This is a genomic window from Providencia sp. PROV114 (genome assembly GCF_032704305.1).
In the GTDB taxonomy this organism is placed as follows: domain Bacteria; phylum Pseudomonadota; class Gammaproteobacteria; order Enterobacterales; family Enterobacteriaceae; genus Providencia; species Providencia rettgeri.
Map to the genome: position 1 here is coordinate 3,404,843 of NZ_CP120528.1, position 16,911 is coordinate 3,421,753.

Annotated in this window: 15 protein-coding genes and 1 riboswitch; of the genes, 8 read left to right on the forward strand and 7 right to left on the reverse strand. The window is 42.6% G+C overall.

Going from position 1 to position 16,911, the window contains the following annotated elements:
- Positions 1 to 189: 189 nt before the first annotated feature.
- Together P3L37_RS15210 and P3L37_RS15215 are read left to right on the forward strand one after the other, a co-directional pair.
- On the forward strand, positions 190 to 894 hold the full coding sequence (locus tag P3L37_RS15210) for a DUF1190 family protein (RefSeq protein WP_109911775.1): 705 nt from the start codon (positions 190 to 192) through the stop codon (positions 892 to 894).
- Positions 895 to 900: 6 nt separating this feature from the next.
- Positions 901 to 2,064: a glutathionylspermidine synthase family protein gene (locus P3L37_RS15215; protein ID WP_004908587.1), complete on the forward strand. Its 1,164-nt coding sequence runs from the start codon at positions 901 to 903 to the stop codon at positions 2,062 to 2,064.
- Positions 2,065 to 2,146: 82 nt separating this feature from the next.
- Here P3L37_RS15215 and ygiD read toward each other — a convergent pair whose 3' ends face one another.
- Complete coding sequence (ygiD, locus tag P3L37_RS15220) at positions 2,147 to 2,950, reverse strand: 4,5-DOPA dioxygenase extradiol (RefSeq protein ID WP_004908585.1); 804 nt, start codon at positions 2,948 to 2,950, stop codon at positions 2,147 to 2,149.
- Between the two features lie 255 nt (positions 2,951 to 3,205).
- Positions 3,206 to 3,859, reverse strand: a complete 654-nt coding sequence (gene ribB, locus P3L37_RS15225) for a 3,4-dihydroxy-2-butanone-4-phosphate synthase (protein ID WP_004908582.1) — start codon at positions 3,857 to 3,859, stop codon at positions 3,206 to 3,208.
- 158 nt (positions 3,860 to 4,017) lie between these two features.
- A riboswitch (FMN riboswitch) is annotated at positions 4,018 to 4,169 on the reverse strand.
- Between the two features lie 258 nt (positions 4,170 to 4,427).
- Here ribB and ubiK point away from each other — a divergent pair.
- The gene (gene ubiK / locus P3L37_RS15230; protein WP_004257742.1) at positions 4,428 to 4,694 is read left to right on the forward strand and encodes a ubiquinone biosynthesis accessory factor UbiK; all 267 of its coding nucleotides are present in this window, start codon (positions 4,428 to 4,430) and stop codon (positions 4,692 to 4,694) included.
- Positions 4,695 to 4,803: 109 nt separating this feature from the next.
- Here the strand turns inward: ubiK and hldE are convergent, their stop codons facing one another.
- The 3 genes from hldE to P3L37_RS15245 all read right to left on the reverse strand — a co-directional run bounded on the left by hldE (position 4,804) and on the right by P3L37_RS15245 (position 10,145).
- A complete protein-coding gene (gene hldE / locus P3L37_RS15235) occupies positions 4,804 to 6,231 on the reverse strand; it encodes a bifunctional D-glycero-beta-D-manno-heptose-7-phosphate kinase/D-glycero-beta-D-manno-heptose 1-phosphate adenylyltransferase HldE (RefSeq protein ID WP_004908578.1) in 1,428 nt (475 codons plus the stop codon).
- A gap of 92 nt (positions 6,232 to 6,323) precedes the next feature.
- Positions 6,324 to 9,170, reverse strand: coding sequence for a bifunctional [glutamate--ammonia ligase]-adenylyl-L-tyrosine phosphorylase/[glutamate--ammonia-ligase] adenylyltransferase (glnE, locus tag P3L37_RS15240; protein WP_109911773.1), 2,847 nt, complete (start codon positions 9,168 to 9,170; stop codon positions 6,324 to 6,326).
- A 12-nt stretch (positions 9,171 to 9,182) separates the two neighbouring features.
- Entirely contained in the window at positions 9,183 to 10,145 is a 963-nt protein-coding gene (locus P3L37_RS15245; protein ID WP_117162530.1) for an inorganic triphosphatase, read from the reverse strand.
- A gap of 280 nt (positions 10,146 to 10,425) precedes the next feature.
- Between P3L37_RS15245 and P3L37_RS15250 the strand changes: the two genes are divergently transcribed.
- Both P3L37_RS15250 and P3L37_RS15255 read left to right on the forward strand, forming a co-directional pair.
- Positions 10,426 to 11,040, forward strand: a complete 615-nt coding sequence (locus tag P3L37_RS15250; protein WP_036958005.1) for a TIGR04211 family SH3 domain-containing protein — start codon at positions 10,426 to 10,428, stop codon at positions 11,038 to 11,040.
- A 14-nt stretch (positions 11,041 to 11,054) separates the two neighbouring features.
- Positions 11,055 to 12,299 (forward strand): multifunctional CCA addition/repair protein, encoded by a 1,245-nt coding sequence (locus tag P3L37_RS15255; RefSeq protein ID WP_004908571.1) that lies wholly within the window; start codon positions 11,055 to 11,057, stop codon positions 12,297 to 12,299.
- Between the two features lie 39 nt (positions 12,300 to 12,338).
- On the opposite strand, the gene folB is transcribed toward P3L37_RS15255, so the two are convergent.
- Positions 12,339 to 12,698, reverse strand: coding sequence for a bifunctional dihydroneopterin aldolase/7,8-dihydroneopterin epimerase (gene folB, locus P3L37_RS15260; protein ID WP_004908569.1), 360 nt, complete (start codon positions 12,696 to 12,698; stop codon positions 12,339 to 12,341).
- Between the two features lie 108 nt (positions 12,699 to 12,806).
- Here folB and plsY point away from each other — a divergent pair, with 108 nt between their 5' ends.
- A complete protein-coding gene (gene plsY, locus P3L37_RS15265; protein WP_004908566.1) occupies positions 12,807 to 13,463 on the forward strand; it encodes a glycerol-3-phosphate 1-O-acyltransferase PlsY in 657 nt (218 codons plus the stop codon).
- 276 nt (positions 13,464 to 13,739) lie between these two features.
- Complete coding sequence (locus P3L37_RS15270) at positions 13,740 to 15,272, forward strand: methyl-accepting chemotaxis protein (protein WP_109911771.1); 1,533 nt, start codon at positions 13,740 to 13,742, stop codon at positions 15,270 to 15,272.
- Between the two features lie 68 nt (positions 15,273 to 15,340).
- On the opposite strand, the gene tsaD is transcribed toward P3L37_RS15270, so the two are convergent.
- Entirely contained in the window at positions 15,341 to 16,360 is a 1,020-nt protein-coding gene (gene tsaD, locus P3L37_RS15275; RefSeq protein WP_004908561.1) for a tRNA (adenosine(37)-N6)-threonylcarbamoyltransferase complex transferase subunit TsaD, read from the reverse strand.
- 329 nt (positions 16,361 to 16,689) lie between these two features.
- On the opposite strand from tsaD, the gene rpsU reads away from it, so the two are divergent.
- Positions 16,690 to 16,905 (forward strand): 30S ribosomal protein S21, encoded by a 216-nt coding sequence (gene rpsU / locus P3L37_RS15280; RefSeq protein WP_001144069.1) that lies wholly within the window; start codon positions 16,690 to 16,692, stop codon positions 16,903 to 16,905.
- Positions 16,906 to 16,911: the final 6 nt, after the last annotated feature.

The following is a 16,911-nucleotide window of genomic DNA, read 5'->3' on the forward strand; positions in this document are numbered from 1 at the left end:
ATATAAAATAAAAATATTATTTTCTCTTCAAGAAACGCCATGCTAATTAGGGAAAAATAGCAGAAAGTTATCAAAATGATAAATTCAGCTCATTTCTCCTATATTTCTGCTTTAATTTTCAGCGTTTATCCCCTATCCTAGAGCTAACATCTAAAAACATCTTACTTAATTTAATTCAGGGTAATTACCATGACCATGAAGCGTACCAAAAATATTAACCAGAGCGCCTTCCGTAAGTCTTGGCGTTCATACCGTTTAGCACCTGTGGCTGTTGCGGTCAGTGCTGTATTTATGCTTTCCGCTTGTGAAGAAAGCGATGAAACCGTATCACTGTACACCAATGCGCAAGATTGTAGCCAAGCGAACCCATCGCAAGCAGAACAGTGCACCATCGCCTACAATAATGCTCTACAAGAAGCGGCTAAAACTGCACCTAAATATGAAACTCAAGCTGACTGCATTGCTGAGTTTGGTGAATCAATGTGTACTCAAGCTCCAGCTCAAGCAGGTCTTGCAGGCAATAGTTCAACCAATGGTGAACAAACGGCCCAAGCACAAAGCAGCGGTGGTAGCATGTGGATGCCATTAATGATGGGTTATATGATGGGCCGTATGATGGGCGGTAGCGCTGCATCACAACCATTATTCAGCTCAAAAAACCCAGCTAGCCCAGCCAACGGTAAGTTTGTGGATGCATCAGGTAAAAGCTATGGCCCTGCAGTTGCAGGTGGTCGTTCAATGAGCGTACCGAAAACAGCCATGGCACCTAAACCACCAACAACTTCAACCGTTACCCGTGGTGGTTTTGGTGACACCGTAAATAAACAAGCGATGGCACAACGTTCATCTTCTTCTGCAAAATCAACCTCTTCTTCCCGTTCGATGGGTGGTTGATAAGTAATGAAACGAGTTCCTATAGTAGAGCGCCCAAACTGGCGCGAAAAAGCCTCTGAATTTGGCTTTGAATTTCATACTATGTATGGTGAGCCTTACTGGTCAGAAGATGCGTATTACCAATTCACTATGGCACAGATTGAAGAAATCGAAGATGCAACCGAGCAGTTGCATCAAATGTGCCTAAAAGTGGTTGAACGTGTTGTTGAAAGCGATGAGCTAATGGCACGTTTTCAGATCCCTAAGCATTGCTGGGAATTTGTTCGCAGTTCATGGAAAAGCGAACAACCTTCTTTATATTCCAGGCTTGACCTCGCTTACGATGGTATTAACCCACCTAAGCTATTGGAAAATAATGCGGATACTCCAACCTCATTATATGAGTCTGCATTTTTCCAATGGATCTGGCTAGAAGATCAAATTGAAGCAGGAAAACTCCCTGAAAACGCCGATCAATTTAATAGCATTCAAGAGCAATTGATCGAGCGCTTTACGCAATTAAAAGATCAGTATGGTTTCCGTTTGTTGCATATGTCTTGTTGCCGTGATACAGAAGAAGATCGCGGTACCGTTCAATATTTACAAGACTGTGCAAATGAAGCCGGTATTGCCACTGAATTCTTATATATCGATGAAATTGGTCTAGGTGAAAAAGGTGAATTTTCGGATACACAAGATCAGGTGATTAGTAACCTGTTCAAGCTATATCCGTGGGAATTTATGCTAAGAGAAATTTTCTCGACTAAATTGCAAGATGCTGGTGTACGCTGGTTAGAACCTGCATGGAAGAGCATCATTTCTAATAAAGCTTTATTGCCAATGTTATGGGAAATGTTCCCAGATCACCCAAATTTACTGCCTGCTTATTTTGCAGATGGCAAAACCCAACCAGAACTCGAAAAATACGTTATTAAGCCCCTATTCTCTCGCGAAGGTGCTAATATCCGTATTATCGAAAACGGTAAAGAAATTGCAGCCGCGGATGGCCCATACGGCGAAGAAGGCATGATTATTCAACAGTTCCACCCACTTCCACAATTTGAAGGTAATTACACCTTAGTCGGAAGCTGGTTGGTGAATGATCAACCTGCGGGGATCTGTATTCGTGAAGATAAAGAATTGATCACTCAAGATTTATCACGTTTTTACCCACATACGATCATCGACTAATCATACTTAAAGCTAAAAATGAAGCCCAAACATAGCAATATGATTTGGGCTTTTTTATGAAACAAAGCTATCGCAGAAAAATTTATCCTACCTGAATAGACAACATACTTAACGATGCTGACACAATTCCTTCAATCGGTGTACTAATCTCTTCTTGACCATCCCAAGTGCCTAAAATAGGTAAAATAGGCAAGTAATGTTCTGGTGATGGGTTCGACAATTTGCCATCCTCCCGTTCCAATCCGCTAGCTAGTGGATGTGGCGTTTCATGGCTTTTCAGATTGTCATACACAAATTTCTCAAAAGATATTGCCCACGGGTATGGCTCAGCATGGGAATTTTGCCAATTCATCGCTCGTAAATTGTGTACAACATTGCCACTCCCCATAATCAATACACCTTCATCCCTTAGAACGGATAGTTTTTTTCCAAGGTCATAGTGCCAAATAGCAGGCTTGCTACCATCGATACTCAATTGGATTACGGGGATATCGGCTTCTGGATACATACGTACCAAAATTTCCCACGTGCCATGGTCTAATCCCCACTCTTGTTCATCAAGGTAAATTGGCTCAGGGGCTAATAATGAGGCAACTTGCTGAGCTAATTCAGGAGAACCAGGGGCAGGATATTCGATTTGGTACAAGGCTTCAGGAAACCCACCAAAATCATGAATCGTTTTCGGTTTTAACATCGAAGTAACTGCGGTTCCACGCGTATACCAGTGGGCTGAAATCACTAAAATTGCACTTGGCCGAGGTAAAGCTTTACCAAGTTTCTCCCACGTTTGAGTATAAGGATTATCCTCAATCGCGTTCATGGGGCTACCATGACCAATAAAAATGGCAGGGATCTTATTTTTTACCACTGAAGTATTTAGCGACATGATGATTTCAACTCCAACTCAATTAGTTTCTTCCTACAGCATACGCTTTCCTGTCAAAAACACAGTGGGCTAATTATGAGTATGATCATCAAAAAAATTGAAAAGGCCACGAGGTGTGCAACTCAGTGGCCTTAATAACATTCTATATGCTTAACGTACTATCAATAATTTAAATAAATTAGCTTATTTTAGCCTATTAATATTTAAACTTATCAAAATCTCTATCTAGAGCTCTTCCTCAAAATATTATGAGGATCAGCTCGCTTTCTTCTCGACCTGAAGACGGTACTGCACTAAATCTTCAATTGTCACAACCGTCAAACCATGCTGCTTACCAAATGCTGCCACTTCTGGGGTGCGAGCCATAGAGCCATCATCATTAGTCAACTCACACAACACACCAGCAGGTTTGAAACCCGCTAGAGTTGCAAGGTCAATAGATGCTTCAGTGTGTCCACGACGCGCTAATACCCCACCATCACGTCCACGCAATGGGAAAACATGGCCAGGGTGATTTAGGTCAGCAGGAACTGCATTATCAGCAATAGCAGCACGAATAGTGGTGATACGATCCGCCGCAGAAACCCCCGTAGTCACGCCTTTTGCCGCTTCGATGGTTACCGTAAAGCCAGTTTGGTTTTGGCTGGTGTTATTTTCCACCATCATTGGTAATTCGAGCTGCTTGCGACGTTCTTCAGTGATACAAAGACATACGATCCCACTGCTATAACGAATGGTAAATGCCATTTGTTCCGCAGTCATGGTTTCTGCAGCAAAAATTAAATCGCCTTCGTTCTCACGATCTTCATCATCAAGAACAAGAACACCCTTACCTTGGCGTAAAGCCTCGATAGCATTTTCAACACGCTCGATAGGATTACCGAATACAGAAAGTAGCGAATGATCCATGGTAAAAAACCTCTTAAATAGTTATTAACTAGTTACCAGAATCAAGGCAGTCTTAGGAATACGAGAAATGGTGAATATATAAATAGCCAACAACAGGCATTTACCTATTCAGGTATGCAGAACACTATTGTGCATAACAGCACAAACATGCAGATACTGTTAATTCTCTCCCATCCGGACTATAACCGTCGGCCCCAGATTCACACTGGGTCTGCTGACCTTTACCACAAAATGGTAAAGCGCTCGCGGGCTTCATGCGTGATGCATGTTTACCGCCGGTGGGGACTTTCACCCCGCCCTGAGATATACGCAATTAATATAACGCCAATAATTCAAGTTCGCAACGATGATAATCAAAATTGGCGAATGACTCACACTTTTAGTCAAAAAACATGAATAAAAACTTAGAGTTATCACGGTTAATTTTACTACCTTAGACGAATAGCAAGCTGCTCTCGTCACAGATAATACAACGAGGCCTTTTTGCTAACTAATTCGAGCTAGCACAAGGCGAAAAGAGGTATTACACTACGCTTAATAATATCTTGATTAACTGAAGGACCCGCGAATGCTCGATCCGAAAAAAATTGAACAAGTTGCCCGCCAAATTCAAGGCGCTTTACCGCAAGGCGTACGTGATTTAGGTGAAGATTTTGATAAAAAACTGCGTTCACTGTTACAATCACAGCTCGGTAAATTAGACTTAGTCAGCCGTGAAGAATTTGATATTCAAACTCAAGTTTTATTACGTACCCGCGAAAAATTAGCGAAAATGGAACAACGCGTTAGCGCACTTGAAGCCCATTTAAATGTAGAAGAAAAGACAGCTGAGTAATTAAATTGAAAAAGTGACACCTCTTTAATTTTAGATAAATAAAAACCTCACGGCGTTTTTACATACCCACGTGAGGTTTTTAACTAACTAATTAATTAATAATGATAAATTAACTCGTTTTCATAATATTTTTAATAATATTCGTTGTGGAAATACCATCTTCAAAGTTAAGGACTTTGACCTCGCCTCCCGCGGCCCACACTTCCGCACTGCCCGCTATCTCTTCAGGGCGGTAATCCCCCCCTTTAACTAAGATGTCTGGCAGCACTTCTGCGATTAAGCGTTGCGGAGTGTCTTCTTCAAAAGCCACAACCCAATCCACTGCCCCCAAAGCACCTAAAACGGTCATGCGTTGTTCTAATGGGTTGACTGGGCGTGTTTCACCTTTTAAGCGGCGTGTCGATGCATCGCTATTTACAGCTACAATCAGACGGTCTCCCAATTTACGTGCATTGGCTAAATACGACACATGCCCTGCATGAAGAATATCAAAACAACCATTCGTCATCACCACACGCTCACCGCGCTGTCTTGCATTCGCAACGGCTTGTTTCAATTCGCTTTCGCTCATCACACCAAACCCGGTGTCAGCACGGCCACGAATGGCATTTTCCAATTCAATTGGCGAAACCGTGGAGGTTCCTAATTTACCCACGACCACGCCTGCTGCGGCATTAGCCAATGCGCAAGATTCATGTAATGGGCGGCCAGATGCAATAGACGCTGCAAGTACGCCGATTACGGTGTCCCCGGCTCCTGTTACGTCAAACACTTCTTGCGCCTGAGTCGGTAAATGCAATGGTGCTTCATCGCGACGAATTAAGCTCATACCTTGTTCTGAGCGCGTAATTAACAGTGCTTTAAGCTCCAATGACTGAAGCAGCTTCATGCCTTTTTCTTCAACGTCTTGATTGTTTTTACATGGCCCAACAATCGCTTCAAACTCAGACATGTTTGGCGTTAGTAATGTTGCCCCGCGGTAACGTTCGAAATTGTTGCCTTTCGGGTCAATCAAGACGGGAACATTGGCCTTGTTGGCAAGCGCTATCATCTTCTCGACATGAGTTAACGCCCCTTTCGCGTAATCAGATAACACCAGAGCACCAATATGAGGTAACGCCTGTTCAATGCGTTCCAACACAGGTGCGACATCAACATTGTCAAAACCTTCTTCAAAATCAAGACGGATAAGTTGCTGATTACGTGAAAGTACACGTAATTTAGTAATCGTTGGATGGGTTGGAATAGCGACAAAATCACAACGCACCTGCACCGCATTTAAGTTTTCAGTCAGTGCTTTTGCCGCGTCATCAATCCCAGTTAACCCGACAAGACGTGAATTTGCCCCTAACGAGGCAATGTTCATCGCGACGTTAGCCGCACCACCGGGACGCTCTTCTACCATCGTGACTTTAACGACCGGAACAGGGGCCTCTGGCGAAATACGGTTTGCAGGACCATGCCAATAACGGTCTAACATAACATCACCAACCACCAGCACACCGGCTTGTTTATAATCCGGAAGAGTTACTTTCATCCTGCACTCCAGTTTTAAAAAGGAAATCTGATAATAATTAGCAACAATACTAGCATATTGCGCTATTTAGCTAAATAAAATGCGTTTATTCCTTATTCCTCAAGCCATTTTTGCCAACTCGCTAAAACTTGTTCACGTTGTTGAGTAAATTGGGTCATTTCAACACGGCTTGGCAATGATTGTAATGCTAAGTGATGAAGTTCATTACGCATCGTAACATACGCTTGAGTTAAGGCATTTGCTTCATCTTCTGGCATAAAGCCATATTGCGCCATCAGCTCGAAAATACGCACATTATCGGACCAACGCGTTAACACATTATTTTTTGTGGCAAAACGCAAAACTAAGTATTGTGCGATAAATTCAATATCAGTGATCCCACCGGGATCGGCTTTTAAATCGAACTCATTGGCTTGATGGCTTCCTAAGTGCTGATGCATTTTCAAGCGCATATCACGCACTTGCTGCTGCAAGGTGTGAGGGTCTCTTGGCATACACAGAGTTTCGTGGCGAGTCTGTATAAATTGCCGTTGTAAATCCTCATCACCAAATACCATTCGGGCTCGTATGAGCGCTTGATGCTCCCATGTCCAAGCATCATTTTTTTGGTAATCATCAAATGATTGTATCGTACTGACTAACATTCCTGACTCACCGGAAGGCCTGAGCCGCGCATCAACTTCATACAACACGCCTGAAGGTGTTCGAGTACTAAACAAATGGATAATACGCTGAGCAACACGTAAGTAAAATTGGCGTGCATCAATGGAGCGTTCGCCATTGGTAACCACATCTAAAGGGCAATCGAAAAGAAAAACGAGATCTAAGTCAGAGCCATAACCCAATTCCCAGCCGCCTAGCTTTCCATAACCTAATACCGCAAACCCATATTGTTTTTTGTCACTTTGCGCTAGATGTGCTGGCTCACCATAACGTTTTACCATTTTTTGCCATGCTTGGTGTACCACCGCATCAATAATCGCCTCTGCAAGGTAAGTCAGATGATCACTAACTTTCATTACGGGTAAAACACCTGAAATATCTTCAGCAGCGATACGCAATAACTGGGCTTGTTTGAATTGACGTAATGCTTCCAGTTGTTGTTCTTCGTCATCTTCAGGAACGCGCATTAAATATTGGCGCAATTCATCACGGTAAGCGGTTAGTGGTAGAGGTTGGTATAACGATTGAGGGTCGAGCAACTCATCAAGTAACAATGGGTGACGGGCTAACTGCTCTGCTATCATTGGTGAAGCCGCACATAGGCGAATAACGTGCGTCAAAACCTCGTCAAATTCAAGCATTAACTCGAGGTAAGTTGTGCGGCTAACAATGCTCAATAACAGTGGTGTGATACGTTCAATGACTTGCCCTGCATCATCGCGCTCACCGACTTTTGCCAATAATTTAGGCATTAATTCATCAAGTACATCCCGTCCACGAGGGCCAATTGTGCGTTTATTGAGGTCATGACGGAACATCACTATGCCGTGGATAATACGTTGTGCAATCTCTTCATTTTTAGACGGCAAATAGGTGGCTAATTCTTCTTTTGACAATTCACTTTGCCATAATGTGATGTAGATTTCATCAAATGCATCAGTGTTCTCGGTGTCATCTTCCTGGCCTATTTGCTCAGTAAATATTTGATGCACTGCCGACATTTTCTGATTCAAAACCTGATAAAATGCAGGCCAATCAGCAAAACCCATTCCCCACGCTAAACGCGCTTGGTTTAAAGCCTCTTCAGGGAGCGTTTGTGTCTGTTGGTCATCAATACTTTGCAGTAAATTTTCGGCTCTACGCAAGAAAAGGTAGCTATTTTGCAGAATATTAACTTGATCTTCGGTTAATAATGCGAGCTCTCGGATACCTTGTAGCGTTGAAAATAAGGATTGTGACTGTAAAACAGGTTCCCGTCCCCCTCTAATTAACTGGAAAACCTGTGAAACAAATTCAACTTCACGAATACCTCCAGCCCCTAATTTGATGTTATTGACCAAACCACGGCGCCGAACCTCCCGCTCAATCATATTTTTCATATTGCGTAAGGATTGGATCACGCTAAAGTCAATATAGCGGCGATAAACGAAAGGACGCAAAAGTTTTCGTAAACACTCCTCATAATGGAGGCTATCAGCGCCCATAATACGAGCTTTAACCATCGCATAGCGTTCCCAATCACGCCCTTGTTCTTGGTAATAATCCTCAAGCGCGGAAAAGCTAAAAACCAGCGGCCCGCTATCACCAAATGGCCGCAAACGCATATCGACCCGATAGACAAAACCATACTCAGTCACTTGGTCGAGTACGCGAATTAATTTTTGCCCTAAACGGGTAAAAAATTGCGCGTTATCTAACTCTTTTCTGCCACCTTGAGTAACTCCATTTTCTGGGTATGCAAAAATCAGATCAATATCTGAAGAAAAATTGAGCTCTCTGCCCCCTAATTTCCCCATTCCTAAAATCAATAGCGGCTGAGGCTTGCCTTCTGCATTACAAGGCGTTCCCCATGACTGACGATATTCTTGATACAACCAGTCTCGCGCCGCAACAACCAAGGTTTCTGCCAATACACTGAGCTGATAAATCGTTTCTTTTTGCGTGCTTATTTCCAGTACTTGCATCCAGGCGCAGCGCACTAACATATGATGACGAAATGAGCGTAACACTTGCATCAAGTGATCTTCGTTGCTAACAGATAACAAGTCTTGAGCTAACCATGACGCATAACTTTTCCATTCATCGGCTTTGGGTGGTTGAGCGCGAATTTCAAGTAAAAACCGTGAATGTGCCAATACCTGCTTTAACACAAAATCACTAAAGGTAAGCACTTGAATTTCTTGTTCATTTAACGGTAATAATTCATTCGCTTGTTCTGCTAATTGTCTTAAAACGCGTTCACCTTGGCTTTGCAATAATTCAGGAAAAGCATGCATGTTATCAGTACCTTAATGGGCTTCTTGATAGGTTAAAGCACTTAACCATTGGATAAAGGCTAATTTACATTTTAACCACTGGCTGCTATAGCAAAAATCCTCAGCACTAACCGCTTCATTGGCAATATCCGAACGTAATTGCTCTAGCGGAGTGTCATGAATAAAGTGAGGCGCTGAATTTTGGTAATGGACTAAAAATGCCTGAACAAAGCGTAAAAATTCACTAAAGCCTTGGCGTGCATTGCTGCCATTGGCTAACCAATAAGCTTCATGCTGCTGGCAAAGTAATTGCATATGAGTTAATGACTTTTCGAGAGGTTGCTCTTCATAGTCAAACAACGAATCTGGGCGAGTTAATGGTTCTTTTAGCGGCGATAACAATGAATATCCGCGCGCAGCTTTGCTAAGTGATGACAAATGCAGACCATCGATATCTGCAAATTTCTTTGCTAAATTAAGTACATCAGCAATAAAGCCTTTTTTAAGCTCTAATTCAAACTCTTGAATAGGCAAATCCTTTGCGCCTGAGGAAATTTCGCCTTGGTCAAAAACTACTTCTATTTCGCTATCTTCAAAAGTTACTAACCATTTTTCACGGGTAAAATTGGTGCTAAAGAGGATATTTAATTCAGACTGAAGCTGAGAAATATCAGTTCCTTCGGGCCAAATTTCAGCGGGTAATGCCGCCAAATCAAGTTCTGGCGAATCAATGTCAACATTATATTCAGGCCGTTGGTGTAAACCACCAATCGCCTGCCCAGCTGTTTTCATGGTCATTTCATAACGCCCATCACAACCTCGGATGCGTAAGCCCATATCCCACTGACGTAACTGCTTGTTTGCCGTATCAAAGTAGATATTAGTTAACTTTGTCGGCTCACTGTATTGGTGAGACAATGTCGATAAACACTGTCGTACAGCCTCTATTGCGGAACTCTTAGCAGCAAGTTTGAGTTCAACCTCTACGTGGCTCATACATATCCTTATTTAATTATTTCACTTCACTCATATTACCCCAATCGAGCTAAGCTGAGAAAAGAAACTGTATGGTAATCAAAAATTCTACCTGTCATATTTCTTTCAGTGAGTTATATTGAAAATAGAGTAAAAATAAGGGTAATTTAGACAGTTAGGATAGTTCTCATTCTCCTTTAGAGTGTAGAGACATCTGCGTTTAGGGTTTGCACCCATACACTTTACTCATTAATATTCAAATAATATAAAACTCACTCACCATCAAAAGACTGTAAATACCATGCGAAAAATTCCATTATTATTAATTTCAATCATGGGGCTAGGCCTTTCCTTAAATTCACACGCAGCAGAAAAACGTTATGTGTCAGATGATTTATCCACATACGTTCATAGTGGACCTGGCACAAAATATCGTATTGTAGGTACGCTCAATGCAGGGGAAGCGGTTGAATTGCTCTCCACAGATAACAAGTTCGCACAAGTCCGTGATGAAAAAGGCAGAACGGTCTGGTTACCTGTTGACCAACTCAGCAATACGCCAAGTATGAAAACCCGAATTCCAGAACTTGAAGCTGAGAACCAAAAATTACGCCAACAGCTCGACAATATTGACAGCACGTGGAATACACGAACGGCTGATATGCAGCAAAAAGTCGCTGATAATGACAATATCGTCAGCCAACTGAAGGCTGAAAATGAAAAATTAAAAAACGAGTTGATCAAGTCAGGTAAGAAACTCGAAATTGCAGAAGTTAACTTAGACGATCGCCGTCGCGAATTGATCTTACAATGGTTTATGTATGGTGGTGGTGTTGCTGGTGTTGGCTTAATTTTAGGCCTAATTTTACCGCACATTATTCCACGTCGTAAAAAACGTAATGACGGCTGGATGTAATTGAGGCCATTCGAATGAAAGTATATCTCGTGGGTGGAGCAGTACGTGACCAACTGCTTGGGCTGCCTATTTCAGACAGAGACTACGTGGTGGTTGGCGCAACCCCCGAGGCAATGCTATCGCAAGGTTTTCAACAAGTCGGAAAAGATTTTCCTGTTTTCTTGCACCCAAAAACCCATGAAGAATACGCTTTAGCCCGAACAGAACGTAAAATTGGTGCAGGCTATACCGGTTTTAGCTGCTATAGCGCACCGGATGTCACTATCGAAGATGACTTACTGCGTCGTGATTTGACGATTAATGCGATAGCTCAAGATGAGTCAGGTGAAATTATTGATCCATTCCACGGTGTCATTGATCTCGATAAGCGTATTTTACGCCATGTTTCCGATGCATTTTCTGAAGACCCTTTACGGGTTTTACGGGTTGCTCGTTTTGCCGCTCGCTACTTTGAGCATGGTTTTACTATCGCACCAGAAACACTCGCCTTGATGCAAACGATGGCCGCTACAGGGGAATTATCTCATCTCACCGCCGAGCGAGTTTGGACCGAAACAGAAAAAGCGCTGAAATCAAATTCCCCACAGGTGTATTTTGATGTCTTACGCCAATGCGGTGCTTTAGCTGTACTTTTTCCTGAAATTGATGCGCTATTTGGCGTTCCTGCCCCTGAAAAATGGCACCCTGAAATTGATACAGGTATCCACACTCTAATGGTAATGAAAGTGATTTCCCGCTTATCTAAGGATGTGGATATTCGCTTTGCCGCATTGTGCCATGATTTAGGCAAGGCTCTAACACCACCCGATATTTGGCCAAGCCATCCAAACCATGGTGAAGCAGGTATTCCATTAATAGAAACACTCTGTGTAAGATTAAAAGTACCAACCACGGCTCGTGACTTAGCTCGTCTAGCGGCACGATATCATGATAAAATCCATGTTATCAATAAATTACATGCTAATGATCTAATTGCGATTTTTGATGGACTTGATAGTTGGCGTAAACCAGAACGTGTTGAACAACTAAGTTTAATCAGTGAAGCGGATGCCAGAGGTCGGTTAGGTCTTGAACAACAGCCGTACCCACAAGGGGTATATTTCAGGCAAGCTTTTGCTATTGCGCAAGCTGTTGAAGTCAAACCTATTGTTGAGCAAGGGTTTAAAGGCCCTGAAATTCGTCAAGAACTCACTCGACAACGTATAGAAGCGGTCGGCAATTGGCAACAGCGACAAAAAATCATAGTTGTCGTTGCCTAATAGATACAAAACTGGCGGTTAAACACCGCCAGACAACATTTAAGCGGTTTTCGTGCCTCTTTCGATAACAACCCCAACTTGTTTAGCGCGTGCTACTGCCCCCGGTTTAGCCACTTTAATGCGAACCCATGGGCTATCAAACTGTGTTAGCAATAATTGTGCAACTTCTTCGGCAACACGTTCAACTAAACCAAATTTATTATTCCCAACATGAGCAAGGATAGCTTGGCTAACTTTGGCATAATCTAAGCAATGTTCAACATTATCGCTCATAGACGCGCGTTTGTTATCCCATCCCATTTCGATATCGAGCACCAATTTCTGTTCAATATCTTGTTCCCAGTCATATACACCAATCGTGGTGATGACTGATAATTGCTCAATAAATACGATATCCATCACGTCATTTTCTCATTTATGTACTGAATTGATACCACTTCAGCAAAAATATGCGTATTATCCAAGACTGAAGTGAATTTATGGCCTTAACCGTTTTTGGAGCTAGCTATGAGTGCAACCGCGCTTGGCATGATAATCTTCGCCTATCTTTGCGGCTCAGTTTCGAGTGCGATACTGATCTGCCGTTTGGCGAGACTACCCGACCCCCGTCAACACGGCTCTGGTAACCCTGGTGCAACTAACGTATTACGTGTAGGCGGTAAAGCAGCCGCTGCCGGAGTACTCATTTGTGACGTATTAAAAGGGATGATCCCAGTTTGGCTTGCTTATTATTTAAATGTGCAACCATTCTATCTTGGCTTTGTTGCAATTGCAGCTTGTCTTGGGCACATATATCCCATTTTCTTTCGTTTCAAAGGCGGAAAAGGGGTAGCAACCGCATTTGGTTCAATTGCCGCTATTGGTTGGGATCTTTCTGGTTTAGTCGCAGGAACATGGTTACTGACGGTGTTACTTAGTGGTTATTCGTCACTAGGAGCGATTGTCAGCGCCTTACTTGCTCCCTTTTATGTTTGGTGGTTTAAACCTGAATTCACCTTTCCGGTCGCTATGCTATCTTGTTTAGTGTTAGTTCGCCATCACGGTAATATACAACGCCTTTGGCGTGGTCAAGAAAGTCGTATTTGGCAAAAGCTGAAAAATAAAAAACGAAAAACCAATAAAGAAATAGCCCAAGAAGCTAAAGAACAAGAACTCGATGACTAATGGTGACATTTGATTTTCTCTAAGAAGAGCTGATTTCAGCTCTTTTTTTATGTTACTTGCCTTGTTTAAAATTTCCCAAAAATCCTCATTGATAACAACAGCGTGATATCCCTCCTTAAAACTGTACTAGTAGTAATTTGTGCTACGTTACATTTTTGCCATAACTAGCGCACACTTTTAAAAAAAAGTTAAATTATTGCAAATTTATTACTAAGGAATATTTAAAAGCTGTCGACTATATAAAAGGAAAATTAAACTATAATAATGGTATTTATAATGAGCAGAACCCCTTATATCACTCAAAATGAATATGTGTTAGATGAAAACATCACATTAATGACAACCAGCGATCTACAAGGAAACATTGTTCACGCTAATGATTTCTTTGTGCAGGTTAGTGGTTATGAATTAGATGAATTATTAACACGTCCACACAATATTATCCGCCATCCAGATATGCCCAAAGAAGCTTTTGCCGACATGTGGGCAACACTTAAAAAAGGAGAACCCTGGACTGGCATTGTGAAAAATCGTCGGAAAAATGGTGACCACTACTGGGTTCGAGCTAATATTGTCCCAGTGGAACGCAAAGGCGTTATTACAGGCTATATGTCCATTCGTACTCGAGCAACACGCCAAGAAATTGCAACGGTAGAACCACTCTATGCAGCAATGAATGAAAATAAAAGCCAACAAAAAATTTTCAAGGGGATTGTGCTTTCTAAAAAATTACCATTTCACTTCTCAACATATTCAACACGTTCACGTATCCGACTCATCATGAGTCTGTTATTTATCCTTTGGCTCATTACGGCTAGCTTTATTTTGCAGCCAAGCGTGCCTCTACTGCTGATGAGTGCCTGTACATTTATCATACTATTGGTCGGTGATGTGATACTTGAAAAAATGCTAGCAACTCCACTGGAAAACATGACCAAACAGGCACTTGGTATTGCACGAGGAAATCGACATAGCGTTAACCATATGCAACGCACAGATGAAATTGGCTTAATATTACGTTCTATCGGGCAACTTGGGCTAATCTGCCGTTGGTTAATCAAAGATGTCTCCGAACAAGTTGATAACGTTCGCAAAGGCAGTGAATCTTTAGTCTCCGATTGTCATGAATTAGACACTCACACTCAACAAACCGTCGGCTATATGCAACAAACCGTTGCAACAATGAACCAAATGGCCGTTTCCGTAAAAATGAATGCTGATAACACGATTCAAGTTGACCAACTTTCGAATACAACGAGCAAAACAGCAGTGAATGGGGGCGCCATGATGGAAGCCGTTGTGGATACCATGGATGAAATTGTCAGTAGCACCAGCAAAATTAACTCCATCACTGACGTGATTAAAGACATCGCATTTCAAACCAATATACTCGCGTTAAATGCCGCGGTAGAAGCCGCACGTGCAGGTGAACAAGGCAAAGGCTTTGCCGTTGTCGCAAATGAGGTTCGTAGCCTAGCAAGCCGTAGTGCAAGTGCAGTAAATGATATTCGTGAATTAATTAATGATTGTGAAAAGAAAGTCAATTCAGGGAAAAATCAAGTCCATACGGCAGGGGATACCATGAAGGAGATTGTTGACCAAATACAAAACGTCACGCAATTGATCACCCATATTAGCCAAGCAACCTCTGAACAAGCGGCAGGGATAGCCGATATTACCCAAGCAGTCAGTGAGCTCGAAACCATCACACAACAAAGCACATTACTGGTAGAACAAAGCACAGAGACATCGAAAATGGTAAAAGAACGGTCAAGCCGGCTGGAAGATGCGGTCGTTATTTTACATTAGTACTTAACTGAATAACAAAAGGGCTGTCATCCCAGCCCTTTTACAAAAATAGAGATACACCAACAACACTATTTTTCTAGCGGGGGCAATTCTGCCAAAGGCCAACGTGGGCGAACCGTCACCCCAAGCCCTGTAGTGGTTCCACCTTTAAGGCGAATAAGCCCCGCCAGCGCGATCATTGCGCCGTTATCCGTACAAAATTCAGGGCGAGCATAAAAAACTTCACCGCCACGCTGCTTGAGAACATCTTCCATTTTAGCTCTAAGTGCGCGATTAGCACTAACCCCCCCCGCCATCACCAAACGTTTAAAACCTGTTTGTTCTAAAGCGCGTTTGCATTTAATTGCCAGAGTATCGACCACGGCATCCTCAAAGGCTCTCGCAATATCCGCACGAGTTTGGTCGTCATCCGCATTTTCACGGATGGTATTGGCTGCAAAGGTTTTTAGCCCAGAGAAGCTGAAATCCAGCCCTGGTCTGTCGGTCATTGGGCGAGGAAACACAAAACGACCCGCAGTACCCTGCTCCGCCATGCGAGATAACACTGGGCCACCTGGGTAGTCTAAACCTAATAGTTTTGCTGTTTTATCAAACGCTTCGCCTGCTGCGTCATCGATGGATTCGCCTAGCAGCTCATACTCACCAATTCCGGTCACACTGATAAGCTGAGTATGCCCACCAGAAACCAGTAACGCGACAAAAGGAAATTCAGGGCTTTTCTCTTCTAACATCGGTGCCAATAAATGGCCTTCCATATGGTGAACGGCCACGGCGGGAACGTTCCAGGCAAAAGCTAATGAACGCCCTACTGTTGCACCAACCATTAAAGCCCCAACCAAACCTGGCCCTGCAGTATAGGCTACAGCGTCGATGTCTTGACTTGTTAAATTGGCTTCTTTCAACGCTGCTTGAATTAACGGCACTGTTTTACGAATATGATCGCGTGAAGCCAATTCAGGCACGACACCACCGTAGTCTGCATGAACTTTAATTTGGCTGTATAATTGATTGGCTAATAAGCCATGCTCATCATCATAGATTGCGATACCAGTTTCATCGCAAGAGGTTTCGATACCTAAAACACGCATTGCACTACCCTTGTTTATTGCATAACCGCAAGTCTATCACTATTTTCGTTCAATCGCGTAATTAATGTTGTCAAAAGGCTGACTTTCCTGACTGTATAGTCTATAATCAGTCCCCTGTAATAAAAATTTCGTGTGGCTAATTCTCATTATTATCTGGTTTTGTTTGCTTTTTCATCAAATGAACTGCAAATCAGGTAATCTTGTGTGATTCAATTTTATACGGCACTTTACAAACCCGTACTCATTGAAGTAAAATTCCGCACCATTTTAAATGAAGGCTGGTGAATCAGTACCAGCAACAAACCGATTTCTATTGAGGTGAGAGGCACATGCCGGTAATTAAAGTACGTGAAAACGAGCCATTCGACGTTGCACTGCGTCGTTTCAAACGTTCCTGTGAGAAAGCAGGTGTTTTAGCTGAAGTTCGTCGTCGTGAATTCTATGAAAAACCAACGACTGAACGTAAACGCGCTAAAGCATCAGCTGTAAAGCGTCACGCTAAGAAACTGGCTCGCGAAAACGCACGCCGTACTCGTCTGTATTAATTGTTT